26 protein-coding genes are annotated in these 22,802 nt (G+C 72.6%); 7 read left to right on the top strand and 19 right to left on the bottom strand.

All coding sequences use genetic code 11. The annotated features are described in order from the left end of the window. Positions 1-53: 53 nt before the first annotated feature. The 5 genes from ACZ6JS_RS00920 to sigE form a co-directional block, all read right to left on the bottom strand. Positions 54-806, bottom strand: a complete 753-nt coding sequence (locus tag ACZ6JS_RS00920; protein WP_469294927.1) for a hypothetical protein — start codon at positions 804-806, stop codon at positions 54-56. 137 nt (positions 807-943) lie between these two features. After that, positions 944-1,372 (bottom strand): sec-independent translocase, encoded by a 429-nt coding sequence (locus ACZ6JS_RS00915; protein WP_469294926.1) that lies wholly within the window; start codon positions 1,370-1,372, stop codon positions 944-946. Between the two features lie 118 nt (positions 1,373-1,490). Next, the gene (locus ACZ6JS_RS00910) at positions 1,491-2,861 is read right to left on the bottom strand and encodes a S1C family serine protease (protein ID WP_469294924.1); all 1,371 of its coding nucleotides are present in this window, start codon (positions 2,859-2,861) and stop codon (positions 1,491-1,493) included. A gap of 54 nt (positions 2,862-2,915) precedes the next feature. Further along, positions 2,916-3,584: a zf-HC2 domain-containing protein gene (locus ACZ6JS_RS00905; protein WP_469294922.1), complete on the bottom strand. Its 669-nt coding sequence runs from the start codon at positions 3,582-3,584 to the stop codon at positions 2,916-2,918. Next, a complete protein-coding gene (gene sigE / locus ACZ6JS_RS00900) occupies positions 3,581-4,360 on the bottom strand; it encodes an RNA polymerase sigma factor SigE (RefSeq protein WP_469294921.1) in 780 nt (259 codons plus the stop codon). The genes ACZ6JS_RS00905 and sigE overlap by 4 nt, the downstream gene beginning before the upstream one ends. Before the next feature lie 177 nt (positions 4,361-4,537). Here sigE and ACZ6JS_RS00895 point away from each other — a divergent pair, with 177 nt between their 5' ends. After that, the gene (locus tag ACZ6JS_RS00895; RefSeq protein ID WP_030032218.1) at positions 4,538-5,200 is read left to right on the top strand and encodes an O-methyltransferase; all 663 of its coding nucleotides are present in this window, start codon (positions 4,538-4,540) and stop codon (positions 5,198-5,200) included. Between the two features lie 27 nt (positions 5,201-5,227). Here ACZ6JS_RS00895 and ACZ6JS_RS00890 read toward each other — a convergent pair whose 3' ends face one another. Together ACZ6JS_RS00890 and ACZ6JS_RS00885 are read right to left on the bottom strand one after the other, a co-directional pair. Continuing rightward, on the bottom strand, positions 5,228-5,845 hold the full coding sequence (locus ACZ6JS_RS00890; RefSeq protein WP_469294920.1) for a hypothetical protein: 618 nt from the start codon (positions 5,843-5,845) through the stop codon (positions 5,228-5,230). 127 nt (positions 5,846-5,972) lie between these two features. Beyond that, the gene (locus ACZ6JS_RS00885) at positions 5,973-6,140 is read right to left on the bottom strand and encodes a DUF3117 domain-containing protein (protein ID WP_003966491.1); all 168 of its coding nucleotides are present in this window, start codon (positions 6,138-6,140) and stop codon (positions 5,973-5,975) included. 333 nt (positions 6,141-6,473) lie between these two features. Between ACZ6JS_RS00885 and chcB the strand changes: the two genes are divergently transcribed. After that, positions 6,474-7,277, top strand: coding sequence for a 2-cyclohexenylcarbonyl CoA isomerase (chcB, locus tag ACZ6JS_RS00880; RefSeq protein WP_469294918.1), 804 nt, complete (start codon positions 6,474-6,476; stop codon positions 7,275-7,277). A gap of 58 nt (positions 7,278-7,335) precedes the next feature. Here chcB and ACZ6JS_RS00875 read toward each other — a convergent pair whose 3' ends face one another. Both ACZ6JS_RS00875 and ACZ6JS_RS00870 read right to left on the bottom strand, forming a co-directional pair. Beyond that, positions 7,336-7,947, bottom strand: a complete 612-nt coding sequence (locus tag ACZ6JS_RS00875; protein WP_469294916.1) for a DNA-3-methyladenine glycosylase I — start codon at positions 7,945-7,947, stop codon at positions 7,336-7,338. Further along, positions 7,944-8,276: a DivIVA domain-containing protein gene (locus ACZ6JS_RS00870; protein ID WP_030853395.1), complete on the bottom strand. Its 333-nt coding sequence runs from the start codon at positions 8,274-8,276 to the stop codon at positions 7,944-7,946. The genes ACZ6JS_RS00875 and ACZ6JS_RS00870 overlap by 4 nt, the downstream gene beginning before the upstream one ends. A 76-nt stretch (positions 8,277-8,352) precedes the next feature. Between ACZ6JS_RS00870 and folP the strand changes: the two genes are divergently transcribed. Continuing rightward, positions 8,353-9,213 carry a dihydropteroate synthase gene (gene folP, locus ACZ6JS_RS00865; protein WP_469294915.1) on the top strand — a complete coding sequence of 287 codons (861 nt, stop codon included), beginning with the start codon at positions 8,353-8,355 and terminating at the stop codon, positions 9,211-9,213. A 65-nt stretch (positions 9,214-9,278) separates the two neighbouring features. Here folP and ACZ6JS_RS00860 read toward each other — a convergent pair whose 3' ends face one another. Both ACZ6JS_RS00860 and dapE read right to left on the bottom strand, forming a co-directional pair. Further along, positions 9,279-10,037, bottom strand: coding sequence for an LOG family protein (locus tag ACZ6JS_RS00860; RefSeq protein ID WP_469294912.1), 759 nt, complete (start codon positions 10,035-10,037; stop codon positions 9,279-9,281). Between the two features lie 64 nt (positions 10,038-10,101). After that, on the bottom strand, positions 10,102-11,181 hold the full coding sequence (gene dapE, locus ACZ6JS_RS00855; RefSeq protein WP_469294911.1) for a succinyl-diaminopimelate desuccinylase: 1,080 nt from the start codon (positions 11,179-11,181) through the stop codon (positions 10,102-10,104). 78 nt (positions 11,182-11,259) lie between these two features. Here dapE and ACZ6JS_RS00850 point away from each other — a divergent pair, with 78 nt between their 5' ends. Further along, positions 11,260-12,252, top strand: coding sequence for a hypothetical protein (locus tag ACZ6JS_RS00850; protein ID WP_469294910.1), 993 nt, complete (start codon positions 11,260-11,262; stop codon positions 12,250-12,252). Positions 12,253-12,532: 280 nt separating this feature from the next. Continuing rightward, positions 12,533-12,898, top strand: coding sequence for an ATP-binding protein (locus tag ACZ6JS_RS00845; RefSeq protein ID WP_469294909.1), 366 nt, complete (start codon positions 12,533-12,535; stop codon positions 12,896-12,898). Between the two features lie 67 nt (positions 12,899-12,965). Here ACZ6JS_RS00845 and dapC read toward each other — a convergent pair whose 3' ends face one another. Beyond that, a complete protein-coding gene (dapC, locus tag ACZ6JS_RS00840; protein WP_469294908.1) occupies positions 12,966-14,060 on the bottom strand; it encodes a succinyldiaminopimelate transaminase in 1,095 nt (364 codons plus the stop codon). A gap of 109 nt (positions 14,061-14,169) precedes the next feature. Then, on the bottom strand, positions 14,170-14,499 hold the full coding sequence (gene fdxA / locus ACZ6JS_RS00835) for a ferredoxin (protein ID WP_030027294.1): 330 nt from the start codon (positions 14,497-14,499) through the stop codon (positions 14,170-14,172). Between the two features lie 117 nt (positions 14,500-14,616). Between fdxA and ACZ6JS_RS00830 the strand changes: the two genes are divergently transcribed. Then, positions 14,617-15,603 carry a GNAT family N-acetyltransferase gene (locus ACZ6JS_RS00830; protein ID WP_469294906.1) on the top strand — a complete coding sequence of 329 codons (987 nt, stop codon included), beginning with the start codon at positions 14,617-14,619 and terminating at the stop codon, positions 15,601-15,603. Between the two features lie 65 nt (positions 15,604-15,668). Continuing rightward, positions 15,669-16,394, top strand: coding sequence for a transglutaminase family protein (locus ACZ6JS_RS00825; RefSeq protein ID WP_469295515.1), 726 nt, complete (start codon positions 15,669-15,671; stop codon positions 16,392-16,394). 164 nt (positions 16,395-16,558) lie between these two features. Here the strand turns inward: ACZ6JS_RS00825 and ACZ6JS_RS00820 are convergent, their stop codons facing one another. From ACZ6JS_RS00820 to ACZ6JS_RS00795, 6 genes are all read right to left on the bottom strand, one after another. Beyond that, the gene (locus tag ACZ6JS_RS00820) at positions 16,559-18,631 is read right to left on the bottom strand and encodes a peptidoglycan binding domain-containing protein (protein ID WP_469294905.1); all 2,073 of its coding nucleotides are present in this window, start codon (positions 18,629-18,631) and stop codon (positions 16,559-16,561) included. Positions 18,632-18,836: 205 nt separating this feature from the next. Further along, positions 18,837-19,220, bottom strand: a complete 384-nt coding sequence (locus tag ACZ6JS_RS00815; protein ID WP_469294904.1) for a DUF6113 family protein — start codon at positions 19,218-19,220, stop codon at positions 18,837-18,839. After that, positions 19,217-20,113: an N-acetyl-1-D-myo-inositol-2-amino-2-deoxy-alpha-D-glucopyranoside deacetylase gene (gene mshB / locus ACZ6JS_RS00810; protein WP_469294903.1), complete on the bottom strand. Its 897-nt coding sequence runs from the start codon at positions 20,111-20,113 to the stop codon at positions 19,217-19,219. Before mshB ends, ACZ6JS_RS00815 begins: the two co-directional genes overlap by 4 nt. Positions 20,114-20,197: 84 nt before the next feature. Further along, the gene (locus ACZ6JS_RS00805; RefSeq protein WP_030036986.1) at positions 20,198-20,392 is read right to left on the bottom strand and encodes a hypothetical protein; all 195 of its coding nucleotides are present in this window, start codon (positions 20,390-20,392) and stop codon (positions 20,198-20,200) included. A 360-nt stretch (positions 20,393-20,752) separates the two neighbouring features. Next, positions 20,753-21,817, bottom strand: coding sequence for an ABC transporter ATP-binding protein (locus tag ACZ6JS_RS00800; RefSeq protein ID WP_469294902.1), 1,065 nt, complete (start codon positions 21,815-21,817; stop codon positions 20,753-20,755). Further along, positions 21,810-22,793 (bottom strand): ABC transporter ATP-binding protein, encoded by a 984-nt coding sequence (locus tag ACZ6JS_RS00795; RefSeq protein ID WP_469294901.1) that lies wholly within the window; start codon positions 22,791-22,793, stop codon positions 21,810-21,812. The genes ACZ6JS_RS00800 and ACZ6JS_RS00795 overlap by 8 nt, the downstream gene beginning before the upstream one ends. Between the last annotated feature and the right edge of the window lie 9 nt (positions 22,794-22,802).

Here is a 22,802-nt window from a genome sequence, read left to right as displayed (position 1 = left end):
GGGCCCCGCCGGCCGGCGGGGCCCTTCCGCGTACCCGTACCCGGTCGCGGCCTCTACTGGTACGTGCCGAGATCCGTGATGGCCGAGAAGCCGAGGCCGTAGGCGCTCATGCCGCGGCCGTAGGCGCCCAGGTGGACGCCGCTGCCGGTGGAGCCGGCCAGGACCCAGCCGAACTCGGACTCGCGGTAGTGGAAGGTCGTCGGCTCCCCGTCCACGGGCAGCGACAGCGTGGACCAGTCCTCGCCGTCGAGGTCGTCCGCGAGCTCCCACGCGGCCTCGGTCTGCTGGTCGAGCCAGTCGTTGCGCAGGGCGTGGTCCATCTGTCCGGGCCAGCTGTAGGCCAGCAGGCCGGAACCGGCCAGCCAGGCGGCCGAGGAGACCGAGGTGGCCTCCAGGACGCCCGTGCCGTCGCCGCTGCGGCGCAGGGGGTTGCTCGCCACGGTGATGACCACCGCGAAGCGTTCCTTCTCGCCGGTGGCGATCTCGCCCCGGGCGGAGGGCTCGTCGCCGTGGCCGGTGGAGCCGTGCTCCACCGTTCCGTCGGCGGCGGTGCCGACCTGCATGAGCCAGCGGGGGCCGGTGAAGGCTCCGTCCAGCCCGTACCAGGGGAAATCGGCCGCCAGGAAGCCCTCGGCCGTCCGGCGGGCCGCCGGCACGGGGGCGGCGGCCTCCGGCTGCTGCGCCTCGGCCGGATCGCCGGTATGCGGGCTCGTATGCGGGCCGGTATGGGGTTCCTGCGCGGCGTCCGCGGCGGCGGATGCCTCGGCGGTCTTCGCCCCTACCAGGCTGCTGCTCGTCGTCTCCATCTGGGCGGCCTCTCGTTCCGTGGGGTCCGGAACGGCCCTCCCCCTCGCTGCGCTGGGGGGACCCCCTCCCTCGGGCGTCCCGCGATCCGGACAGATGGAGGATAGCCACCGGACCCCGGATCGCCGGGCAGGCTCGGTCAGGTGGCGTCGGCGTCGAAGCGCACGCGCTGTTCGGCGGCCGGGGCGGCGGGCTTCTTCAGCAGGTCGGGACCGGCGGCGGACGGGGAGACCGGAGCGGGATCGGGCTCCGGGTTGTTGATGGCGTCCGAGACGTCGTTCAGCTCCTTGCGGAGATCGAAGCTGCTGCGGATCTCCTTGAGGTCCTCGTTCTCCGAGAGCTGCTTGCGGATGAAGGTCTTCGGATTCAGGTCCTCGAATTCGAAGTCCTTGAAGTCCGGTCCGAGTTCGGAGCGGATGTCGTTCTTGGCGCTGTCGGAGAACGCGCGGACCTTGCGGATGAAGCCCGTGACGTCCTGAATGACCTTGGGCAGCTTGTCCGGGCCGAAGACGAGAATGGCCAGGATCACGATCGTGACGAGTTCGAGTGCGCCTATGTCGTTGAACACCTTGCCGCTCCTCGGCTCTCTGTCACTTCGGGCCCGAACACACGGTACCCGCCCTTGCCCGCGGGCCCCTACACGCGTTCCGGACCTGTGAGGGTTTCACCCCCCGGCCACCGCGTGATCATGAGCCGTTCGCCGACCCGAGGACAACGTCCAGCGTGCGTTCCCGGCCGTCGCGCAGCACGGTGAGGGTGAGCGGGTCGCCCGGGCGGTGCGCCCGGATCTTGATGATCAGCTCGTCACCGCCTCGGACCCGCTGGCCGTCCACCTTGGTGATCACGTCACCGGGCTTGATGCCGGCGCGCGCGCCCGGTCCGCCGGCGGTCACGGACGGCTTGCCGTCCTCGCCCTTGTCCCCCACCCGGGCTCCGTCGCCCGTGTAGTCCATGTCGAGGGTGACCCCGATGACGGGGTGTGTGGCGCGGCCCGTCGCGATGAGCTCCTCGGCGACGCGCTTGCCCTGGTTGATGGGGATGGCGAATCCCAGGCCGATGGAGCCGCCCTGCCGGTCGGGGTCGTCCTTGTCGGCGCCGCGGATCGCGCTGTTGATGCCGACGACGTGCGCTCGGGCGTCCAGGAGGGGGCCGCCGGAGTTCCCGGGGTTGATGGGGGCGTCGGTCTGCAGCGCGTCGACGTAGCTGATGTCGCTGCCGTCGCCCTTGTCGCCGCCCGCGGTGACGGGCCTGCCGGTGGCGCTGATGATGCCCGCCGTGACGGTGTTGGAGAGGTCGAAGGGCGCGCCGATGGCCACGACCGGGTCGCCGACCTTCACGTTCTCGGAGTTGCCCAGGCTGAGCGGCCTCAGCCCGCGCACGCCGCTGACCTTGACCACGGCCAGGTCGTAGCCGGAGTCGCGGCCGACCAGCTCGGCGGTGACGCTCTCGCCGGTGCTGAAGGTGACCGCTATCTCCCTGGCATCGGCGACCACGTGGTTGTTGGTCAGGATGTGGCCCTGCGGGTCGAGCACGAAGCCGGTACCCGTGCCGCTGTTCTTCGCGCCCCGCACGTGCAGGGTGACCACCCCGGGCAGCGCGGTGGCCGCGATCCCGGCCACGCTGTCGGGCGCCCGGCCCTTGTCCGCGACGGCCGCCTGGGGCAGCTCCAGCCGAGTGCTGCTCTGCCGTTCGGCGAGTACGCCGACCCAGCCGCCGATGCCGCCGGCGAGCAGGGCCGTCGCGGCGGCCAGGGCCGCCACCTGCCACAGCCCGAAGCCGCGCCGGTCCCGGCCCCGGTCCACGGCCTGGAGGGGCTCTGCGCCCCAGGGGTCGTACCGCACCTCCGGGGCCGGCGCATCCTGGACGTGGGCCACCTGCCCGCCGGCCCCGCCCCCTTCCGCGCCGTCCGCCGCGCACCCGTCGCCCTCGCCGGCGCTGCCGCCGCCGTCGCGGGTCTCGGGGCGTGGGGCGGGAACCCCGTCACGACGGCTGTCGGCCGTGCCCTCGGGCCGGCTCCACCACTGTGGAGCCGGGTCGGTCTGCTGCCTGTCGGCCATGGGCGCTCCCCGCGTACCTGTGCGCATGTCCGGCCGATTCAACCAGGTCCGCGGTCAGCGGAGCAGGGAGACCGGACGGGCCGAGCCCGGCGGGGAGGGCTGGGGAGGCGGCAGCGGGCTCGCGACGGCCGTCAGGAGGCTCGGTACGGCCGCGGGAGTGGGCAGGCGGTCGCGGACCGCCGCGTCGCTCACGGGCAGGGCGGGGCCGGGCCTGGAGGCGGGCACCGGGGAATCCCCCCGGACGTTGGGTTCCGTGGCCTCCATCGGCAGCGTGCCGCCCAGCGCGAGGGCGGCCAGCGACACCGCACCGGCGGCGACGAAGGCCAACCGGCGGCGCGGACGGCCGACCTCGTGGATGCGGAAGCCCTCCTGCTGCGGCCGCACGGCGGCGGCGACGGGAAGCCCGTACGCGAAGGCCTCGAACGGGTCGGGTTCGGCGGCGCCCGGTCCCGGTGGGCCCAGGGTGCCGGCGGGGCTGTCGAGACCGCCCCCCGGGAGCCCCTGAAGGCGCGCGAGCAGGCCCGCGGACAGCGGCGGCGGCGCGCTCTCCACGAACATGGTCTTCAGGCGGCGCTGGGCGTCGGCCTCGGCCTTGCACTTGGCGCAGGTCGCCAGGTGGGCGAGGACCCGCTCGCGGGCGTCGTGCTTCAGCTCCCCGTCCACCAGGGCGGCAAGCCGGTCACCCAGGTGCTGTTCGGCAGGGGAAGGACTGGATCCGGTCACTCGGCTCCGCCCTCTCTCCTGGCGTCCGGCGCGCCCGTGGCCACCCCGGCCAGCGCCCGCTGCTCGGCCCTGGCCGAGGGGGACCGGTGCTTGAGCGCCTTGCGCAGGTGCGAACGGCCTCGGTGGATGCGGCTGCGGACGGTGCCGAGCTTCACGCCGAGCGTCGCGGCGATCTCCTCGTAGGACAGGCCCTCGATGTCGCACAGCACCACGGCGGCGCGGAACTCGGGGGCGAGGGTGTCCAGCGCCTGCTGGACGTCCGCGTCGAAGTGCGTGTCGTGGAGGACCTGCTGGGGGGACGGCTCACGGCTCGGCAGCCGCTCGGCGGCGTCGTCGGCGAGCGCGTCGAAGCGGATTCGCTGCTTGCGGCGGACCATGTCCAGGAACAGGTTCGTGGTGATGCGGTGCAGCCAGCCCTCGAACGTGCCCGGGGTGTACGTGGACAACGAGCGGAAGACGCGGACGAAGACCTCCTGGGTGAGGTCCTCGGCGTCGTGCTGGTTGCCCGTCAGACGGTAGGCAAGGCGGTAGACCCGCGCGCTGTGCGTGCTGACGATCTCCTCCCACGAGGGAGGGGTCCACGCCTGCGATCCCGCATCTGCGGCAAAGGTCGCGGTGGTTGCGGTGTCTGCGGTGTGGAAGCGGTCAGCAGTGTAGGTCACGGATTTCGGCTCACCCGCCGACCAGAAGAGGCGTCTGAACACGCCTCCACGATCCACAGGCGCAGCCGCACCTCCCCTGTCGGCTCTGGTGGTGTCCAGTGGAGTCCCTACCATAGCCACCCCCTCTGTCAGCTCCGGATAAGGGTTTTTGCAGTATCTTTACGCAAGCCTTAGGCCCTGGGGCGGTCCCCGCCGCCGATCTGCCCGGCGCCGTCCTTCTCATCCCGCCTCCACCCCTCACAACGCCCGGTCCCATCTGCGGGTTCCCGACGTCAACGGATACAGTCACCGTTGCGCCAACTATGGGGACAGGAGAGGGTCATTACCGGCAACCGGCAGACGAGCTGGGCGTTCGCCGACGCGTTTGTCGCCGAGGACGACGCTCTGCGATGGGCCCGCGACCGGTCCAGGGAAGCGGGCCTGCGCTCCGTCTCCCCCGGGACCGGCGCCGCGCTGCGCCTGCTGGCCGCCACGGCGGACGCCAAGGCGGTCGCCGAGATCGGTACCGGAACCGGAGTCTCCGGCATCCACCTCCTGCACGGGATGCGCCCCGACGGGGTGCTGACCACGGTGGATCCCGAAGCCGACCGGCAGGCCTTCGCCCGCCAGGCCTTCCGCGCCGCCGGCTTCGCGGGCAACCGCGCCCGCTTCATCCCCGGCCGCGCCCTCGACGTCCTGCCCCGCCTCGCCGACGGCGGGTACGACCTCGTCTTCTGCGACGGGGACCCGACCGAGTCCCTCGACTACCTCGCTGAATCGTTGCGCCTGCTGCGCCCCGGGGGGCTCGTGTGCTTCGAGGGGGTCTTCTCCGACGGCCGTACGGTCGACTCCGCGGCCCAGCCCGTGGAGGTGCTCCGCGTCCGCGAGCTGCTGCGCAGCGTCCGGGAGAGCCCGGCGCTGGAGGCCGCGCTGCTCCCGGTGGGCGACGGCCTGCTGTGCGCCGTGCGCCGCTGACCCCCGACTCCCCGGCCCGGGTCCGGGTCAGCTCAGGAGCGCGAAGGTGAGCGCCGCCGTACCGCCCAGGGCGGTACCGGCGATCAGCTGCGCCGGGGTGTGCGCCCGCAGCGCAAGACGGGACCAGCCGACGGCGGCGGCGACCGCGGCCGCGGGGAGTACCACCGGGCCGAAGACGAGCAGCAGGATCATCACGGTGCCGCCGGCCACCGACATGTGGATGGATATCTGCCAGCCCACCGTCACCAGCAGGGACGAGACCAGGCCCACGAGCATCGCGACGACGAGCGCGAAGACGTCCGCGGGAGCGCCCAGCACGTGCAGGAGGGCGACGCCTGCCAGGACCGAGACCAGGCTCAGCGCCATCGGGACGACCCGCTGGCGCCGCACCCGGATGTGCTGGTCGGTCAGCGCCCCCCGCCTGACCCCGACGGTGATGACGCCGATCGGGACGACTCCGCAGAACAGGGCTGCGAGCAGGCCCCAGCCGAGCCCCGTCCACGACCCGGTGCTGTGCCACCCGACGAGCAGGAGCAGGGCGACCACCAGGTTCGCCGGGGCCAGGACGTCGGACAGGACGCGGGCCGCCTTCTGGCGCGGGGTGCAGTCGGCGAAGGCCGGCGGCGCGGGCGGGGAGAAGGTCACGTGCGGCTCCGCCGGGGTTGCTGGGGACAGGGGTACTCGGACACGACACAACGCTGCCCCGGCCGCTGATCGCGGTCGGGGCAGCGCAGAGCATGCAAAAGCAGAAGGTGGAAGTGCTGTCAGCGGGTCAGCCGACGACCTTCTTCAGGGCGTCACCCAGGGCGTCCGCCTCATCGGGGGTCAGCTCGACGACAAGCCGACCGCCGCCCTCGAGCGGTACGCGCATGACGATGCCCCGCCCCTCCTTGGTGACCTCGAGCGGGCCGTCGCCCGTCCGCGGCTTCATGGCCGCCATGCTCGTTCCCCTTCCTGAAACCAGCTCATCGTCAGCCGACGGCCCCATTCAGGCGCCTAATACCCGGCATCGAACACATTGCTTCCCAGCCATTATCCCGCATGTCAGGACCCGATGACCAACATCACCCGGGAACGCTTGGGCAACGCGCTCGACCAAAACCACTCATTTCGGGGATCCGCCTGCGATACTTCGCCGCCGCACCTGGGGAACGGCTCCGGCTTTCTTTGACACACATCACATGTGCGCTGCCGGTCCGGTCCGCCATGCTGACCCTTGCACCGGCCGGTACCGGCCGGTAGCCAAGCCCGCGACGAAGGGGGACCCCCTGCCATGGCCGACAGTGTGCTCTACGAAGTGACCGACGGACTCGCGACCATCACGATCAACCGTCCCGACGCGATGAACGCGATGAACAACGAGGCCAAGGTCGCGCTGCGGGACGCGGCACTGGCGGCGGCCGCGGACACGGCGGTCCGGGCGGTCCTGCTGACCGCCGCCGGCAACCGGGCCTTCTGCGTGGGCCAGGACCTCAAGGAGCACATCGGCAACCTCGCGGCGGACCGCGAGAGCGGCTCCTCGCTGACCATGAACACGGTCAAGGAGCACTACAACCCGATCGTGCGGGCGCTCACCGAGATGCCGAAGCCCGTCGTGGCCGGTGTCAACGGCGTCGCAGCCGGGGCCGGCTTCGGTTTCGCGCTGGCGGCCGACTTCCGGGTCGTCGCCGACACCGCGTCCTTCAACACCTCGTTCGCCGGCGTGGCCCTCACCGCCGACTCCGGGGTCTCGTGGACGCTGCCCCGCCTGATCGGCGCCTCCCGCGCCTCGGACCTGCTGCTCTTCCCGCGTTCGATCAAGGCGCAGGAGGCCTACGAACTCGGCATCGTCAACCGGCTGGTGGCGTCGGACTCCCTGCACGCCGAGGCAGAGGCGGTGGCCCGCGCGCTGGCCGCGGGCCCGACGGTCGCCTACGCGGCGCTGAAGGAGTCCCTCGCCTACGGGGCCTCCCACACGCTCGCCGAGTCCCTGGTGCACGAAGACGTGCTGCAGACCCGCGCAGGGGCCTCGGAGGACCACTCCATCGCCGTCCAGGCCTTCCTGGCGAAGCAGCCGCCGAAGTACCTCGGGCGCTAGGCCGTCTTTTCGGATCCTGCCGGGCCCGCGCCGCCCGAACAGGATCCGGAAGCGTCCACTACTCCTTGCGCGCCGCCCCGGCCTGCGCCGGGTCGCGCAGGGCGCAGGCGGCCAGGTGGTCGTTGACCAGCCCGCACGCCTGCATCAGGGCATAGGCGGTCGTCGGGCCGACGAAGCGGATGCCGGCCTTCTTGAGGGCCTTGGCCAGGGCGGTGGACTCCGGGGTGATCGCGGGGACCTCGGCGGTCGTGCGCGGGGCGGGGCGGGGCTCCTCGGGGGCGTGGGACCAGATCAGGGTGTCCAGCTCGCCGGGCTCCCAGTCGGCGAGGACCTTCGCGTTGGCCAGGGTCGCCTCGATCTTGGCCCGGTTGCGGATGATCCCCTCGTCGGACAGCAGCCGCTCCGCGTCCGCCGTCCCGAACCCGGCGACCGCCGCGATGGAGAAGTCGGAGAAGGCCTTCCGGAAGCCCTCGCGGCGGCGCAGGATCGTCAGCCAGGACAGCCCCGACTGGAAGGCCTCCAGGCACAGCCGCTCGTAGAGGGCGTCGTCGCCGTGCACCGGGCGGCCCCATTCGGAGTCGTGGTAGGCGGCGTACTCCCCCGTGGACCCCGTGGACAGCGCCCACGGGCAGCGCAGAAGCCCGTCCGGGCCCGCGACCGGTCCGCTCACCGCTCGCCGCCCTTGCTGAGGTCGACGCGGCCCGGCGCGTCCGCGGGGGCCGTCAGCTGCGCGATCCGGGCGTCCCGTTCGGCGAGCTCCGCGGCGAGCCGCTCCAGTACGTCGTCCACCTCGGCCATCCGGTAGCCGCGCGGCGCGACGGGCAGCCGGAGCGCGTCGATGTCCTCCCGCACCACGGGCCGGTTCTCCGGCAGTCCGTCCGCCACCCGGTCCGGCTCCGCCTCCGGCAGGACGGCTTCCGAGCCGCCCCCGATCACGGCGAGGGTGACCGCTGCCACGACCACGACCAGCGCGATCATCAAGAAGAAGAACACGATCAACTCCCCTGAGAGACTCCGGCCACCAGGTTAAGGTCGCTGGCGAGGCGCGAGGGCCGCCGAAGGAGGAAAGACCGGGATGCTGCGACTGGGCACGCGCGAGTTCGACACCCACGAGCCGGTGATCATGGCCATCGTGAACCGGACTCCGGACTCCTTCTACGACCAGGGCGCGACGTTCCGCGACGAGCCCGCGCTGGACCGGGTCGAGCAGGCCGTCGCCGAGGGCGCCGCGATCATCGACATCGGCGGTGTCAAGGCGGGCCCGGGCGAGCACGTGGACGCCGCCGAGGAGGCGCGGCGCACGGTCGGTTTCGTGGCCGAGGTCCGGCGCCGCCACCCGGACGTGGTGATCAGCGTCGACACCTGGCGGCACGAGGTCGGCGAGGCCGTGTGCGAGGCCGGGGCGGACCTGCTGAACGACGCGTGGGGCGGGGTGGACCCCAGGCTGGCCGAGGTCGCGGCGCGCTACGGCGTCGGCCTGGTCTGCACGCACGCCGGCGAGGTCGAGCCGCGCACCCGGCCGCACCGGATCGCGTACGAGGACGTGATGGAGGACATCCTGCGGGTCACGGTCGGGCTCGCCGAACGCGCCGCGGCCCTCGGTGTCCGCCGGGACGCGATCATGATCGACCCGGGCCACGACTTCGGGAAGAACACCCGCCACTCCCTGGAGGCGACCCGCCGGCTGGAGGAGATGACGGCGACCGGCTGGCCGGTCCTGGTCTCCCTGTCCAACAAGGACTTCGTCGGCGAGACCCTCGACAAGCCGGTCAAGGAGCGGCTGCTGGGCACCTTGGCCACCACGGCCGTCTCGGCCTGGCTGGGCGCCCAGGTCTACCGCGTCCACGAGGTCGCGGAGACCCGGCAGATCCTGGACATGGTCCGCTCCATCCAGGGCCACCGGCCCCCTGCGGTGGCCCGCCGCGGCCTGGCCTGAGAGGCGGCGGCAGGCCTGCGCAGCCTGGTCCCGCGGGCCGGCCGCGGCCGGCCTGCGGAAGCGGCCTACTTCCCGACTTCCTTCGTCACCAGCGCGATCGCCTCGTCCACGTCGTCGGTGACGTGGAAGAGGTAGAGGTCCCTCTCCGAAGCCTTGCCCTGGGCGATCACCGTGCCCCGCAGCCAGTCGACGAGCCCGCTCCAGTACTCCGTGCCGAACAGCACGATGGGGAAGCGGGTGATCTTCTGGGTCTGGACCAGGGTCAGCGCCTCGAACAGCTCGTCCAGCGTGCCGAGGCCGCCGGGCAGCACGACGAAGCCCTGGCTGTACTTCACGAACATGGTCTTGCGGACGAAGAAGTACCGGAAGTTCAGGCCGAGATCGACGTGCTGGTTGAGCCCCTGCTCGAAGGGGAGCTCGATGCCGAGGCCGACCGAGATCCCGTTCGCCTCGCGGGCGCCCTTGTTGGCCGCCTCCATCGCTCCCGGACCGCCGCCGGTGATCACCGCGAACCCGGCGTCGACCAGCGCGCTGCCGATGCGCACGCCCGCCTCGTACTCGGGCGAGCCCGCCGGGGTGCGGGCCGAGCCGAACACGCTGATCGCGGGCGGCAGCTCGGCGAGCGTGCCGAAGCCCTCGATGAACTCCGACTGGATGCGCAGGACCCGCCAGGGATCGGTGTGCACCCACTCGGAGGGCCCGGCGGAGTCCAGCAGCCGCTGGTCCGTCGTACTGCCCGCCTGCACCTGGCTGCGCCGCCTCAGCACCGGCCCGAGCTGCTGCTCCTCGGGCCGACGACGAGCGTTGCCTTCGGGGTTGCCCATGATGTGCTCCCTCCTGCTGATCGTTGGATCAGGGTAGGCGCACAAAGGTGACGAGAAGCGGAATTCAGGAGGTCAGCCAGGAGCGGAGTCGTTCCTCGCAGTGCAGGATCGCCTTCGTCTCCACCCGCTCGTCCACCTTGTGGGCCAGCAGGGCGTCGCCCGGGCCGTAGTTCACCGCCGGAACGCCCAGTGCGCTGAAGCGGGAGACGTCGGTCCAGCCGAACTTCGGCATCGCCCGGCCGCCGACCGCCTCCATGAACGCGGCCGCGGCCGGGTGGGAGAGGCCGGGGAGGGCGCCGCCGGAGAAGTCGTCGATCACGAACTCGTCGACACCGCAGTCCGCGAAGACCTCCCGGACATGGGCGATGGCGTCGTCCATGCTGCGGTCCGGGGCGAAGCGGAAGTTGACCGTCACGGTGCAGGCGTCGGGGATGACGTTGTTGGCGACGCCGCCCTCGATGCGGACCGCGTTGAGGCCCTCGTGGTACTCCAGGCCGTCGATGACGGGCTTGCGGGCCTCGTACGCCGCGAGCCGGGCGAGGATCGGGCTCGCCGCGTGGATGGCGTTGGAGCCCATCCAGCTGCGGGCGGAGTGGGCGCGCTCGCCGGACGTGCGCAGCAGGACGCGCAGGGTGCCCTGGCAGCCGCCCTCGACCTCGGCGTTCGAGGGCTCCAGCAGGACCGCGAAGTCGCCCGTGAGCCAGTCGGGGTGGGCGCCGGCGACCTTGCCGAGGCCGTTGAGGTCGGCGGCGACCTCCTCCTGGTCGTAGAAGACGAAGGTGAGGTCCCGGTTCGGCTCGGGCACGGTCGCGGCGATGCGCAGCTGCACGGCGACGCCGGACTTCATGTCGGTGGTGCCGCAGCCCCACAGGACGCCGTTCTCGTCCAGGCGGGAGGGGACGTTGCCGGCGATCGGCACGGTGTCGAGGTGGCCGGCGAGTACGACCCGCTCGGCACGGCCGAGGTGCGTGCGCGCGACGACGTTGTTGCCGAAGCGGTCCACGGTGAGGTGGGGCAGGCCGCGCAACGCGTGTTCCACGAGGTCGGCGAGTACCTTCTCGTCGCCGCTCACGGAAGGGATGTCGACGAGCCGGGCGGTCAGCTCGGCGGCGTCCAGGGTGAGGTCCAGCTCGGATTCGGACATGGAACTGACCCTAACGCCCCGGGGTGTGGCGAAGCGTCCCTCGTCCGGCCGGTGGACGCGCCATATGCCTCAAGTACGGTGGGCCGCGTGTCCGAGATCCGTGTACCCCGTCCTCGCCGCCGCAGGCTGCTGCGTGTGGTCGTCGGCCTGCTCGTTCTCCTTTCGGTGATCGGGTACTTCGCCGTGCAGCGCGCCTCGGTCGGCGGTGGCGCGCCCTTCTGCGTCGCCAGTGCGGATGCGTCCGAGCGTGGCGGCGAATCCGAAAAGTACGAGATGTCTCCGGAACAGGCGGCGAACGCGGCGACGATAGCCGCCGTCGGCATCGCCAAGGGGCTGCCCGACCGGGCCGTCACCATCGCCCTGGCGACCGCCATGCAGGAGTCCGCCCTGCGCAACCTCGACCACGGCGACCGGGACTCGCTGGGCCTCTTCCAGCAGCGGCCGTCGATGGGCTGGGGCACGCCGGAGCAGATCACCGACCCGGTGTACTCGGCCGGAATCTTCTACGACCACCTCGTCGACGTGCCCGGCTACTCGCGGCTGCCGCTGACGGTGGCCGCGCAGAAGGTGCAGCGCAGCGGCTTCCCGCAGGCCTACGCCAAGCACGAGCCGGACGCGACCGTGCTGACCGCGGCCTTCGCCGGCGGCGGCAGTCTGGACTGCGGCGGGCCGGCGCCCGCGCAGCCGGGCGACCCGGAGAAGGTGCGGGAGGGTCTGGTGAGGATCTTCGGCCAGGACGGGATGCACACCTTCGGACCGCAGGGCGGCCAGGGCGGTCAGGCCGGCCGCAACGGCGGCGGTGGCCGGTCCGCCCCGGAGCCGGAGATCACGATGGTGGAGAAGCAGGAGGCGGGGGAGGCCGCGACGCGCCGCAGCCGGGCGATGGCCCACTGGGCGGTGGCCAACTCCCGCGAGATGGGGATCGCCAGGGTCTCCTACGACCTACGCGGCTGGGTCGCGGGCAAGGACCGCGGCAGGTGGCAGGACAAGGGCGGCCCGGGCGCGAAGAGCGGTGACGGGGACCCCTACGGCGCGGCTCCCGGCGAGGTGCGGATCTTCATGGCCCGCTGATCCGCGACCGCCGCGGCGCCCTGCCGCCGCGGCGGAGCCGGCGGGGTCAGCGGGGAGCGCCCGGCCGCGCGTGCGAGTGATCACTCCTGCGGGGGTGATCGGCATTGCGCCGGCGAGTGCCGCGAACGGACGGAATCCCTGGTCGGCGAGGCTCCAGTGCTCTTGTCGCGGAAGCCGATTAAACGATGCGTTACCGATCCTTTACCCGGCGGCGCCGCAACTCCACCCGCCCCACGAGCGGTTAGTCAGGCGTACTCAGCCGCTACCGCTTAGGAGCATCATGTCCCTCCCCCTGACCCGTCGGATCGCCCGTGCCGCGCTGCTCGTCGCAGCCGGGGCAGCGCCCGTGGTCGGTGCGGCCGGCGCGGCCAACGCCGCCGGTCTGGAGTCCGTGCCGCAGCTGGGCGCACTCACCGCCACGGACGCCCCCGCGGCGACCGCCGAGACGGCCACGGGAACGGCCACCGACGCCCTCGGCAACGCGGGCGCCGCCACCAAGTCCCTCCCGGCCCCCGCCTCCGACCTGGCCGGCCAGGCGGGCGGCCTGCTCGGCGGGCTGCCCACCACCCAGGAGCTGCCGGTCTCCGCACTGCCCGTGGGCGGTGTCCTGCCGGCGGGACTGCCCGGCGGCGCACTGCAGGGCTGACGCCCGGGGAACACCGAGGGGGCCGGGAGTCTCGCACTCCCGGCCCCCTCGGGCTGTCACGGGCCGGTCAGCCGAGGCGCTTGACCGCCGCCTCCACCCGCTCGTCGGTGGCGGTGAAGGCCACCCGTACGAAGCGGGCGCCCGCCTCGCCGTAGAAGTCGCCCGGCGCGACCAGGATGCCCAGGTCGGCGAGGTGGGCGACGGTGTCCCAGCAGGGCTCGTCCCGGGTCACCCAAAGGTAGAGGCTCGCCTCGCTGTGCTCGACGCGGAAGCCGTGCGCTTCCAGGGCCGCCCGGAGCGCCGTCCTGCGGGCCGCGTAGCGCTCGCGCTGCTCCGCCACGTGCCGGTCGTCCCCGAGCGCCGCCACCGTGGCCGCCTGCACCGGTGCGGGGGTCATCATGCCGCCGTGCTTGCGGATCTCCAGCAGTTCGCCGAGCACCTCCGCGTCACCGGCGATGAAGGCCGCCCGGTAGCCCGCCAGGTTGGAGCGCTTGGAGAGGGAGTGGACCGCGACGATGCCCTCGTAGGTGCCCCCGCACACGTCGTCGTGGAGGACGGAGACGGGCTCGGCCTCCCAGCCCAGCTCCAGGTAGCACTCGTCGCTGAAGAGCAGGATCCCGTGCTCGCGCGCCCAGGCCACGACCCTCACGAGCTCGTCCTTGCCGAGGACCCTGCCCGTGGGGTTGGACGGGGAGTTGAGCCACAGCAGCTTCACACCGGCCGGGTCGAGCTCGGTCGGGTCGTCGTAGACCACCGCCTCCGCGCCGCACAGCCGCGCGCCCACCTCGTACGTCGGGTAGGCGAGCCGCGGGTAGGCGACCTTGTCCCCGGCGCCGAGCCCGAGCTGGGTCGGGAGCCAGGCCACCAACTCCTTCGAGCCGACGACCGGCAGGACGTTGCGGTGCCCGGCGGCGCTCGCGCCGAGCCGGCCGCGCAGCCAGCCGGTGATGGCGTCGCGCAGGGCCTCCGTGCCCCACACCGTCGGGTAGCCCGGGGAGTCGGCGGCTTCGATCAGGGCCTGCCTGATCAGCTGCGGGACCGGGTCCACCGGCGTGCCGACGGACAGGTCGACGATGCCGTCCGGGTGGGCCGCCGCCGTCTTCTTGTACGGCTCCAGCTTGTCCCAGGGGAAGGCGGGAAGACGGTCGGATACTGCGGCCACGGTGGTCTCTGCTCTCTCTCGGTACTGGCTGGTAGCGGATCGGAAAACACCGCGGTCCCGTGCGGCGGGAAGGCCGTACGGGACCGGGGGGCGCTTCTGCCGTGAAAGGTCAGTGCTCGCCGTTGATGCCGGCGGGCAGCCCCGCGACGAAGGGGTGATCGCGCTCGATCAGGCCCAGCTTGGAGGCACCACCGGGCGAACCGAGCTCGTCGAAGAACTCGACGTTCGCCTTGTAGTAGTCCTTCCACTCTTCCGGAGTGTCGTCCTCGTAGAAGATGGCCTCGACCGGGCAGACCGGCTCACACGCACCACAGTCGACGCACTCGTCCGGGTGGATGTACAGGGACCGCTGGCCCTCGTAGATGCAGTCGACGGGGCACTCTTCGATGCATGCCTTGTCCTTGACGTCGACACAAGGCTCCGCGATGACGTAGGTCACGCTCTCGTTCCTCCTCGGTAGGGCTTTCCATATCGCGCGGGAGCGCGGCGTCGTCGATGCCCGCACCTAGTATCTCCGTTCCCGGGCACGATCCGAACAGGAGGGGCGGACAGAGCTGTGGAAATCACTGCCGGAGGGCTGCTGGAGGTCCGAATCACCCCGGCTGACGTGGGTAAACGTGTCTCTGTACGACGGGTGGAGACCGGACTGAGCGGATCACCCGAGTTCACGGACACGGTCGGTGTTCTCACATCCTGGGACCGTGGTGTGCTGCTGATCACAAAGAAGAACGGACAGTCCGTCCGTATCCCGGAATCCTCGCTGGTGGCGGGCAAGGTCGTGCCCGCGGCCCCGGCCCGGCGGCGGGGTCCGGCGGCCTCCTTCGAGGAGCTGACGAGGGTCTCGGCGCGGGCCTGGCAGCCGCTGGAGAGCGAGCCGCTGGGCGGGTGGACGCTGCGGGCTGCGGCGGGGTTCACCCGGCGGGCCAACTCCGTCCTCCCGCTGGGCGACCCGGGCATACCGCTGGACGATGCACTCGCGCGAGTGACCTCCTGGTATGCGGAACGAGGACTTCCGGCCTATGTGCAGGCCGCCACGGGGGCCGCCGGAACGCAGGAGCTGCTCTGCGCGGAGCTGGAGCGCCGCGGCTGGGCGTCCGAGGTGTCGGCGGAGGTGCGGATCGGGGCGCTGGCCCCGGTGGGCGACGTGGACGCGCCCGCGAGCGGGTCCGTGACTCTGGCCCGTGTCCCGGACGAGGAGTGGCTCGGGCGCTACGGGAGGGTCTCCGACCCCGTCGTGGCCCGGCGGGTCCTGGTGGAGGGGCCCTCGGTCTGGTTCGCCTCGCTGCCCGGAGGGCGGGCGATCGGCCGGTGCGTGGTGGACGGCCGGTGGGCCGGCTTCGCGGCGGTGACGGTCGATCCCGAACACCGGCGGGAGGGGCTCGCGACGGCCGTGATGGCCGCCCTGGCGCGGCGCGCGCTGGAGGAGGGCGCCTCGGCGGCGTGGCTGCAGGTCGAGACGGACAATCCGGGGGCGCTGGCGCTGTACGACGGGCTGGGCTTCGCGACGCACCACGCGTACCACCACTTCCGGGCGGCCCCGTGAGCACGGCGGACCGGCGGGAGCAGTTCGCGGCGGAGGCCCGGGCGGAGCGGCCCGACCTGGCGCTGATGTGCCTGCTGCTGGCGGCGGAGGCAGACCCGGAGCTGGACGAACGCGCCATGGACTGGGCGCAGATCGAGCTGGACCGGCTGGCCGGGATGCTCCCGTACGGCCTGCGGACCGGTTCGGCGTGGGCCTCGGCGGTGACGGAACTGCTGGGCGGGCGCCTCGGTTTCCACGGCACCCCGGCGGACTACGAGCGGCTGTCGTCCTCGCTGCTGCACGAGGTGCTGCGGCGCCGGCGCGGCCTGCCGATCCTGCTGTCGGTGGTGTGGCTGGAGGTGGCCCGGCGGGCGGGCGCGCCGGTGTACGGGCTGGGCCTGCCGGGGCACTTCGTGGTGGGCTTCGGCGACCCGGAGGAGGGCGTGGTGGTCGACCCGTTCGCGGGTGGCGCCTCCCTGGGCACCGGACCGGCGGAGCTGGCGTCGGGGCCCCGTACGCCGGCCCGGACGCTGGACATCGTCCTGCGGATCCTGACCAACATCCGGGCATGGGCCTCGACCCGCCCGGAGCAGTCGGGGGTGGCCCTGTGGGCGCTGGAGCTGTCGCTGCTGCTGCCGTCGCATCCGGCGTCGCTGCGCTACGAGCGGGCGCGCCTGCTGGTGGAGCGGGGCTCCTTCCGGGAGGGCGCGGCCGAGCTGGACGCGTACGCCGAGGTGGTGTCGGCGGTCGACACCGACGCGGCGGCCCGCATCCGCGCCGAGGCCGTCTCGGCCCGAGCCCTCATGAACTGACCCGGGACGCCATTTCCGGGCCGGGAGCCCGGCGCCGGCACCCGCGCCCGGTCGGCGCCCGGCCCTGGGCCGGGGCCGCGTGCGGGCCGGAGGGCGGGAATCGTGCGGCGGAGACGGCGGTGCCCCCGTCCGGGGTCCGGACGGGGGCACCTCCTTGCCGTGCCTCAGCTCGCGTTGGTGTCGATGACCACGGTCCGCTCGGCCGTGGTCCTGCCGCGCAGGGCCTTGCCGAGCGCGCCTGCGACGTCCTGCGGGGTGACCGCCGTCTTGGCGCCGGTGCCGCGGGTGATCAGGACGCCGTCGAAGGTGTTCCCGTAGGTCGCCTTGAGCGCCTCCAGGTCGAACTTCTCCGTGAGCCGGCCGTCCACGGCCTGCATGCTGAGGATCTTGGGCAGCGACAGCTTGCCGAAGGCGATGGACTTGGTGCCGGCCTTGACGGTGGCGTTGGCGGACATCGCCGGCTCGGCGAACTCCTTCATCGCGCGGTCGAGTTCGGCCTGGCCCACGACCGGTTCCTTGGTGACGGTCGGCAGCTGCACGACGGCCGCCTTGCCGGTGCCGACCTGGTCGCGGAAGGCCTTGGTGACGAGGTCGACGGAGCCGTCCACGTCCAGGGCGGTGCCCGCCTTGCCGGGGACGGCGACGGCCTTGCCGCCTTCGAACGTGATCGTGCCCTCGGTGACGGAGCCCGCCGTACCGGCGAGTTCCTGAAGCGCGACCTGCAGCTTCTCCTCGTCGACGGGCATCACGGCGTCGGCGACCCGCTCGTTGCCGAGCAGGGAGCCGATGACCGTGACGGGGTTGTAGTCGCTGCCGGCCGCGTTGCGGACGGTGGTCTGGGCGTCCAGGGTCAGACCGGCCTTGTCGGGCTTCAGCTCGACCGGCTTGCCGCCGACGCTCAGCTGGATCGGAGCCCCGGCACGGGTGCCGAAGGCCGTCTGGAGCTTGGAGACGGCGTCGTCGCGGCTGCCGCTGATGTCGACGCCGAGGACGGTGGTGCCCTTGGGGACGTCGGAGTGGTTCAGGAGCAGTCCGGCGCCGTAGGCCACGCCGACGAGCGCCACGATGCCGCCGCCGACGAGGACCAGCTTGGAGCGGCCCTTCTTGGCCGGCTTCGCGGCGGCCTTCTTGTCCGCGGGCGGCGTGGCACGGGGAGCGGCCGGCGCGGGCGCCGGTACGGGCGTGGGCAGCGGGCCGTCCAGGTCGGGGCCGGGCCAGCCGGCGGCGTCCGCCGCGGACGGTCCGCCGGCGGCGGGGCCGGAGCCGAAGCCGGGGCCGCCGGTGGTGGGGCCGGCGGGGCCGCCGGTGGTGGGGCCGGCGGGGCCGCCGGTGGTGGGGCCGGCGGGGCCGCCGGAGTGGCTGTCGTAGACGGGGAACGCCTCGGTGGACGGGCCGCCGTCGCCGTGGTCGGTGCCGTACGCGGGGAAGCCCTGGGTCGCTCCGACGCCGGGGCCGCCGGGCATCGGCGCCGCCGGGCCCGGCGTCTGCGGCTGGGCGTAGCCGGTGCCGTAGTCGGCGACCGGCGGCGGCGGGGTGCGCGGCGGCGCGTACGCGGCGTCCGGCTCCGGCGGGGCCTGGAGGTTCTGCGGGGGCGCGTAGCCGGCGCCCGGCACGGGGGGCGGGGTCGGCGTCGCACCGACCCCGGCGCCCGGCACGGGGGGCGGAGTCGGCGTCGCACCGGGCACCCGCTTGGCGAGCGGCGGCGCCGGGGCGGCCTGCGGCATCTGCGCGGCGGGCGCCGCGGGCGCGGGAGCGGGGGCGGGCGGCTTGCGGGGCGCGAACCAGTTGCTGGCGGCCGGCTCCTCGGCCTGCGCCGGGTCCGGCTCGGGCGCGGCCTCGACACGGGTCGGCCGGGGCCCCGGACGCTGCGCGAGCGGGGGCCTGTCCTGCTGCGCCGGTCCCTGCTCCGGCTCCGGCGGGGTCTGCGACCCTCCGCCGGACGTGCCGGAGTTGGTGCCCATCGACTTGCGCACGACCACCGGCGGGATCGGCCGCGAACCCGGGATGTTGATCCGGATCCGGGTCGTCAGGGTCGTCTCGGTCTTGGGCCCGTCGGATTCGGGCGTGGACGGATTCGAGGTCACAGGGTTCTCCTCCGGGGCGGTCGCCGCGCCAGGCCCGGGTGGCACAGTCGTGGACGGGTACTGGCCGGTTCCGTACGGCGGCGTACCCGAGGGGTAAGCGGCTCCACCGTGCCCCTTGGGCCCGGAGGACGAACTGTCGGTTTCACGACTCAAGGCAGGTTCTCCCGGTTGGCTCCGCCGCCCGTCATACCGTGCGCGGGCAGCTCGGCGGCCCGTCCACCATACTGGCCGCCGCCCGCGCGCAACTGACCGCGGCGCATCAGGGGTTCCTCACGGGACCCGGCAAACCGCCCTGAAGCGCCCCGAGAGTCCCTGCCCGGAGACCTCGGCCGGGCTCCCTACGAGGTCCGACACCACGTCACTTGACGGGCCGGGAGGCCGAAAACGGCCGATCGGCCGGAAGGCTGATCGTGGCACACATCACAGCCAGCGCCGCTCCGCCCAAAAGGTAGGCGTACATGCCGATTCCGGACGAACTGAGAAGGAAGTCGCCCTCGGGGCGCGGGAGGCTGAGCACCACGTAGGCGAGGAACCAGCCGACGGCGCCGCCACCCACCCCGAGGGCGGTACCGAGGGCGAGCCGGCCGCCGAGGAACAGCCCGAACAGGGCCAGCAGCGCGAGCAGCAGCCCGCCGGGGAACCACAGGTCCACGACGAGCCAGCCGGCCGCGCCGGTCAGGGCTCCCAGCGCCAGCAGGCCCAGGCCGCCGGCGATCCGGCCCGCCGTGAGGGTGCCGGTCACGCCTGCACCCCCGCGAAGAGGTCGTGTTCGCGCTCGCCCGCCGCGGCGCCCGGCCGGCCTTCGGCCAGTTCGTAGTACTCGCGCGCGAACAGCGGCTGCGCCAGGTCGTTGGAGAGGGCGAAGAAGGGCCCGTCCACGGCGATCTGGGTGGCGTGCGCGCGCATGGCGGCGGTCTTGGCCGCCACGAGGGCCTCGTCGGCCTCGATCTCGGCGGTGATCCGCCCGTCCTCGACGACCCCCGGCACGTCCTCGGGCGAGGCGAGCCCAGGGAAGGACACCTCGGCCCCGGCGGCGGCCAGCCTCGCGAAGCCCTCCTCGACCACCGAGAGCGGGACGCGGTTCCAGTAGATCTTGCCGATGGCGTGAGGGGCACCGAGGTCGCGCCGGTACGCGGTCTCCGCGGCCAGTTCGGCGGCGCGCATGGCGACGCGGTGGGCCTGGATGTGGTCCGGGTGTCCGTAGCCGCCGTCCGGGTCGTAGGTGACGAGCACCTGCGGGCGCAGCTCCCGGATCACCTCCACGAGGTACGCGGCGGCCTCGTCCACGTCGGCGGACCAGAAGGCCTCCGGGTGGCGGTTCTGCGGGGCGCCCATCATCCCGGAGTCGCGGAAGCGTCCGGGGCCGCCGAGGAACCGGTGGTCGTGGACGCCCAGTTCGGCCATGGCGGCGGCGAGTTCACCGATCCGGTGGGCGCCGAGGGTGTCGTCGCGGTCGGCCGCCAGGTGGGCGAGGCCGGGCGGGATGACCTCACCCTCCTCGCCCAGGGTGCAGGTCACCAACGCGACGTGGGCGCCCTGGGCCGCGTACTTGGCCATGGTGACGCCGTTGTTGATCGACTCGTCGTCGGGGTGCGCGTGCACGAAGAGCAGACGACGGGCGGGAAGACCGTTCATGGGGCTAGCGTAGGGGGTACCCCGCGCCGGCCCCGGCCTGCCCGCCCTGCCCGGCGGGCCCCGGCCCGGCCGCCGGGACGCAGCCTAGAACTTGATGCCGCTGATCATGCTCGCCACGTTCGAGGTGAGCTGGCTGAGGGTCGGGGCGATGGTGGAACTCGCCAGGTAGAAGCCGAGCAGCACACAGACCACCGCGTGTCCCGCCTTCAGGCCCGCCCGGCGGACCAGCAGGAAAACGATGATCGCCAGCAGCACCACGGCAGAGATCGAGAGTGCCACGGCGTTTCACCTCCACGTCGAGCGGACATCGGTACGCGCATTCGTGCTCGGCGAGAGTCATACCCACCGTGCGCTACGGATCATAACTATCCGTGCCAGCGCATCGATCGAAATCCGGCAGCACAAGGGGCGCATGCCGCGCACGGGCGGGGTCACGGAAAGGCCGGCCGGGGAGCGATTGCGCCCCCCGGCCGGCTGTCGGCACCCGCACGGCCGCACTGCACCCAGGCTGCATGCCCCAGATCTCGGGGCAGAAACGGTCAAGTTGCCCGCAGGTAAACCGTGTTGGGTCACCACGGCCGCTCCAGCAGTCGGCACATGCCGGGTGGCCGGAAATCGTCGGTCTGTGGATAAACCGTCTCAGTCCGTGTCCTGTTCCCCGGGTACGTCCGGCCCTTCCGGCGGCATGTGCGGGACCACCCGCTTCTCCGCCGCGAAGTGGCACGCCGAAGGATGCGCCGCCGGGCCGGAGGGGAACACCTCGGGGATCGCCAGCAGCGGAACCTCCGCCGCACAGCGGTCCCGGGCCTTCCAGCAGCGGGTGCGGAAGCGGCAGCCCGACGGCGGGTTGGCCGGGGACGGGACATCACCGGAGAGGATGATCCGCTCGCGGTGGGCGCGGGCCTGCGGGTCCGGGACCGGCACGGCCGAAAGCAGCGCCTGCGTGTACGGGTGGGTCGGGTGCTCGTAGATCTCGGTGTCGGTGCCGATCTCGACGATCCGGCCGAGGTACATGACGCCGACCCGTTCGGAGATGTGCCGGACGATCGAGAGGTCGTGCGCGATGAAGACGTAGGACAGGTTGAACTCGTCCTGGAGCTTCTCCAGCAGGTTGACGACCTGCGCCTGGACCGAGACGTCCAGGGCGGAGACCGGCTCGTCGGCGACGATGATCTCGGGCTGGAGGGCCAGGCCGCGGGCGATGCCGATGCGCTGGCGCTGGCCGCCGGAGAACTGGTGCGGGTAGCGGTTGATGTACTCCGGGTTCAGGCCCACGACGTCGAGGAGTTCCTGGACCTTGCGGCGCCGGTCGCCCTTCGGGGCCACCTCCGGGTGGATCTCGTACGGCTCTCCGATGATGTCGCCGACCGTCATGCGCGGGTTCAGCGAGGTGTACGGGTCCTGGAACACCATCTGGATGTTGCGGCGCACGGCCTTCAGCGCGCGCCCCGACAGCCGGCTGATGTCCTCGCCTTTGTACGCGATCGAACCGGCGGTCGGCCGTTCCAGGTTGACCAGCATCTTGGCGACGGTGGACTTGCCGCAGCCGGACTCCCCCACGATGCCCAGGGTCTCGCCCGCGTGCAGGCCGAAGGAGACCCCGTCGACGGCCTTGACCGCGCCGACCTGCTTCTTGAAGAGGATGCCCTGGGTCAGCGGGTAGTACTTGACCAGGTCCTTCACCTCGAGAAGGGGCTCAGCCATGGAGGCACTCCTTCCAGAAGTGGCAGGCGCTGGCCCGTGCCACGGGCGACTCGGTCACCGGGTACAGCGGCGGGACGTCGCTGCGGCAGACCTCCTGAGCCATCGGGCAGCGCGGGTTGAAGGCGCATCCGGGCGGGATGCGGAGCAGGTTGGGGGGCAGGCCCTTGATCGCGTACAGCTCCTGGCCCTTCTGGTCCAGGCGGGGGATGGAGTCGAGCAGACCGCGCGTGTACGGGTGGGCGGGCGCCTTGTAGATCTCGTGGACGGGGGCCGCCTCGACGATCCGGCCCGCGTACATGACCGCGATCTTGTCCGCGACGTCGGCGACCACGCCGAGGTCGTGGGTGATCAGGATGAGGCCCATGTTGAGCTCCCGCTGGAGCTCGGCGAGCAGGTCCATCACCTGCGCCTGGACGGTGACGTCCAGGGCTGTCGTCGGCTCGTCGGCGATGATCAGCGAGGGCTCCAGGGCCAGCGCCATGGCGATCATGATGCGCTGGCGCATGCCGCCGGAGAACTGGTGCGGGTAGTCACCCACCCGCTGTTTCGCCGCAGGGATCCTCACCCGGTCCATCAGCTCGACGGCCTTGGCCCGGGCGTCCTTGCGGGACATCCCGCGGTGGACCTCGTACATCTCGCCGAGCTGCTTACCGACGGTCAGCACCGGATTCAGGGAGGACAGCGCGTCCTGGAAGATCATCGCCATCTCGGCGCCGCGGATCCTGCGCCGCTCGTCCTCCTTCATCTTCAGCAGGTCGCGGCCCTTGAAGAGGATCTCACCGCCCGCGATCCGTCCCGGCGGCACGTCCAGGATCCCCATCACGGCCTGGGCGGTCACCGACTTGCCGGAGCCGGACTCGCCGAGCACGGCCAGCGTCTCGCCCTCGTCCACCGAGTAGTCGACCCCGTTGACCGCCTTCGCGACTCCGTCGCGCGTCTTGAATTCCACGTGCAGGTCGCGGACTTCGAGCAGCATGTGCGGGGC

Source organism: Streptomyces sp. NPDC046349, assembly GCF_055587885.1.
This window is presented reverse-complemented; position numbering and strand designations above follow the sequence as displayed.

Coding starts and splice junctions, on each gene's coding strand:
- ACZ6JS_RS00920 (WP_469294927.1), bottom strand. CDS start 806: ATGGAGACGACGAGCAGCAGCCTGGTAGGGGCGAAGACCGCCGAGGCA.
- ACZ6JS_RS00910 (WP_469294924.1), bottom strand. CDS start 2,861: ATGGCCGACAGGCAGCAGACCGACCCGGCTCCACAGTGGTGGAGCCGG.
- sigE (WP_469294921.1), bottom strand. CDS start 4,360: ATGGTAGGGACTCCACTGGACACCACCAGAGCCGACAGGGGAGGTGCG.
- ACZ6JS_RS00885 (WP_003966491.1), bottom strand. CDS start 6,140: ATGGCGGCCATGAAGCCGCGGACGGGCGACGGCCCGCTCGAGGTCACC.
- chcB (WP_469294918.1), top strand. CDS start 6,474: ATGGCCGACAGTGTGCTCTACGAAGTGACCGACGGACTCGCGACCATC.
- folP (WP_469294915.1), top strand. CDS start 8,353: ATGCTGCGACTGGGCACGCGCGAGTTCGACACCCACGAGCCGGTGATC.
- ACZ6JS_RS00860 (WP_469294912.1), bottom strand. CDS start 10,037: ATGGGCAACCCCGAAGGCAACGCTCGTCGTCGGCCCGAGGAGCAGCAG.
- dapE (WP_469294911.1), bottom strand. CDS start 11,181: ATGTCCGAATCCGAGCTGGACCTCACCCTGGACGCCGCCGAGCTGACC.
- ACZ6JS_RS00845 (WP_469294909.1), top strand. CDS start 12,533: ATGTCCCTCCCCCTGACCCGTCGGATCGCCCGTGCCGCGCTGCTCGTC.
- ACZ6JS_RS00825 (WP_469295515.1), top strand. CDS start 15,669: ATGTGCCTGCTGCTGGCGGCGGAGGCAGACCCGGAGCTGGACGAACGC.
- mshB (WP_469294903.1), bottom strand. CDS start 20,113: ATGAACGGTCTTCCCGCCCGTCGTCTGCTCTTCGTGCACGCGCACCCC.
- ACZ6JS_RS00800 (WP_469294902.1), bottom strand. CDS start 21,817: ATGGCTGAGCCCCTTCTCGAGGTGAAGGACCTGGTCAAGTACTACCCG.
- ACZ6JS_RS00795 (WP_469294901.1), bottom strand. CDS start 22,793: ATGCTGCTCGAAGTCCGCGACCTGCACGTGGAATTCAAGACGCGCGAC.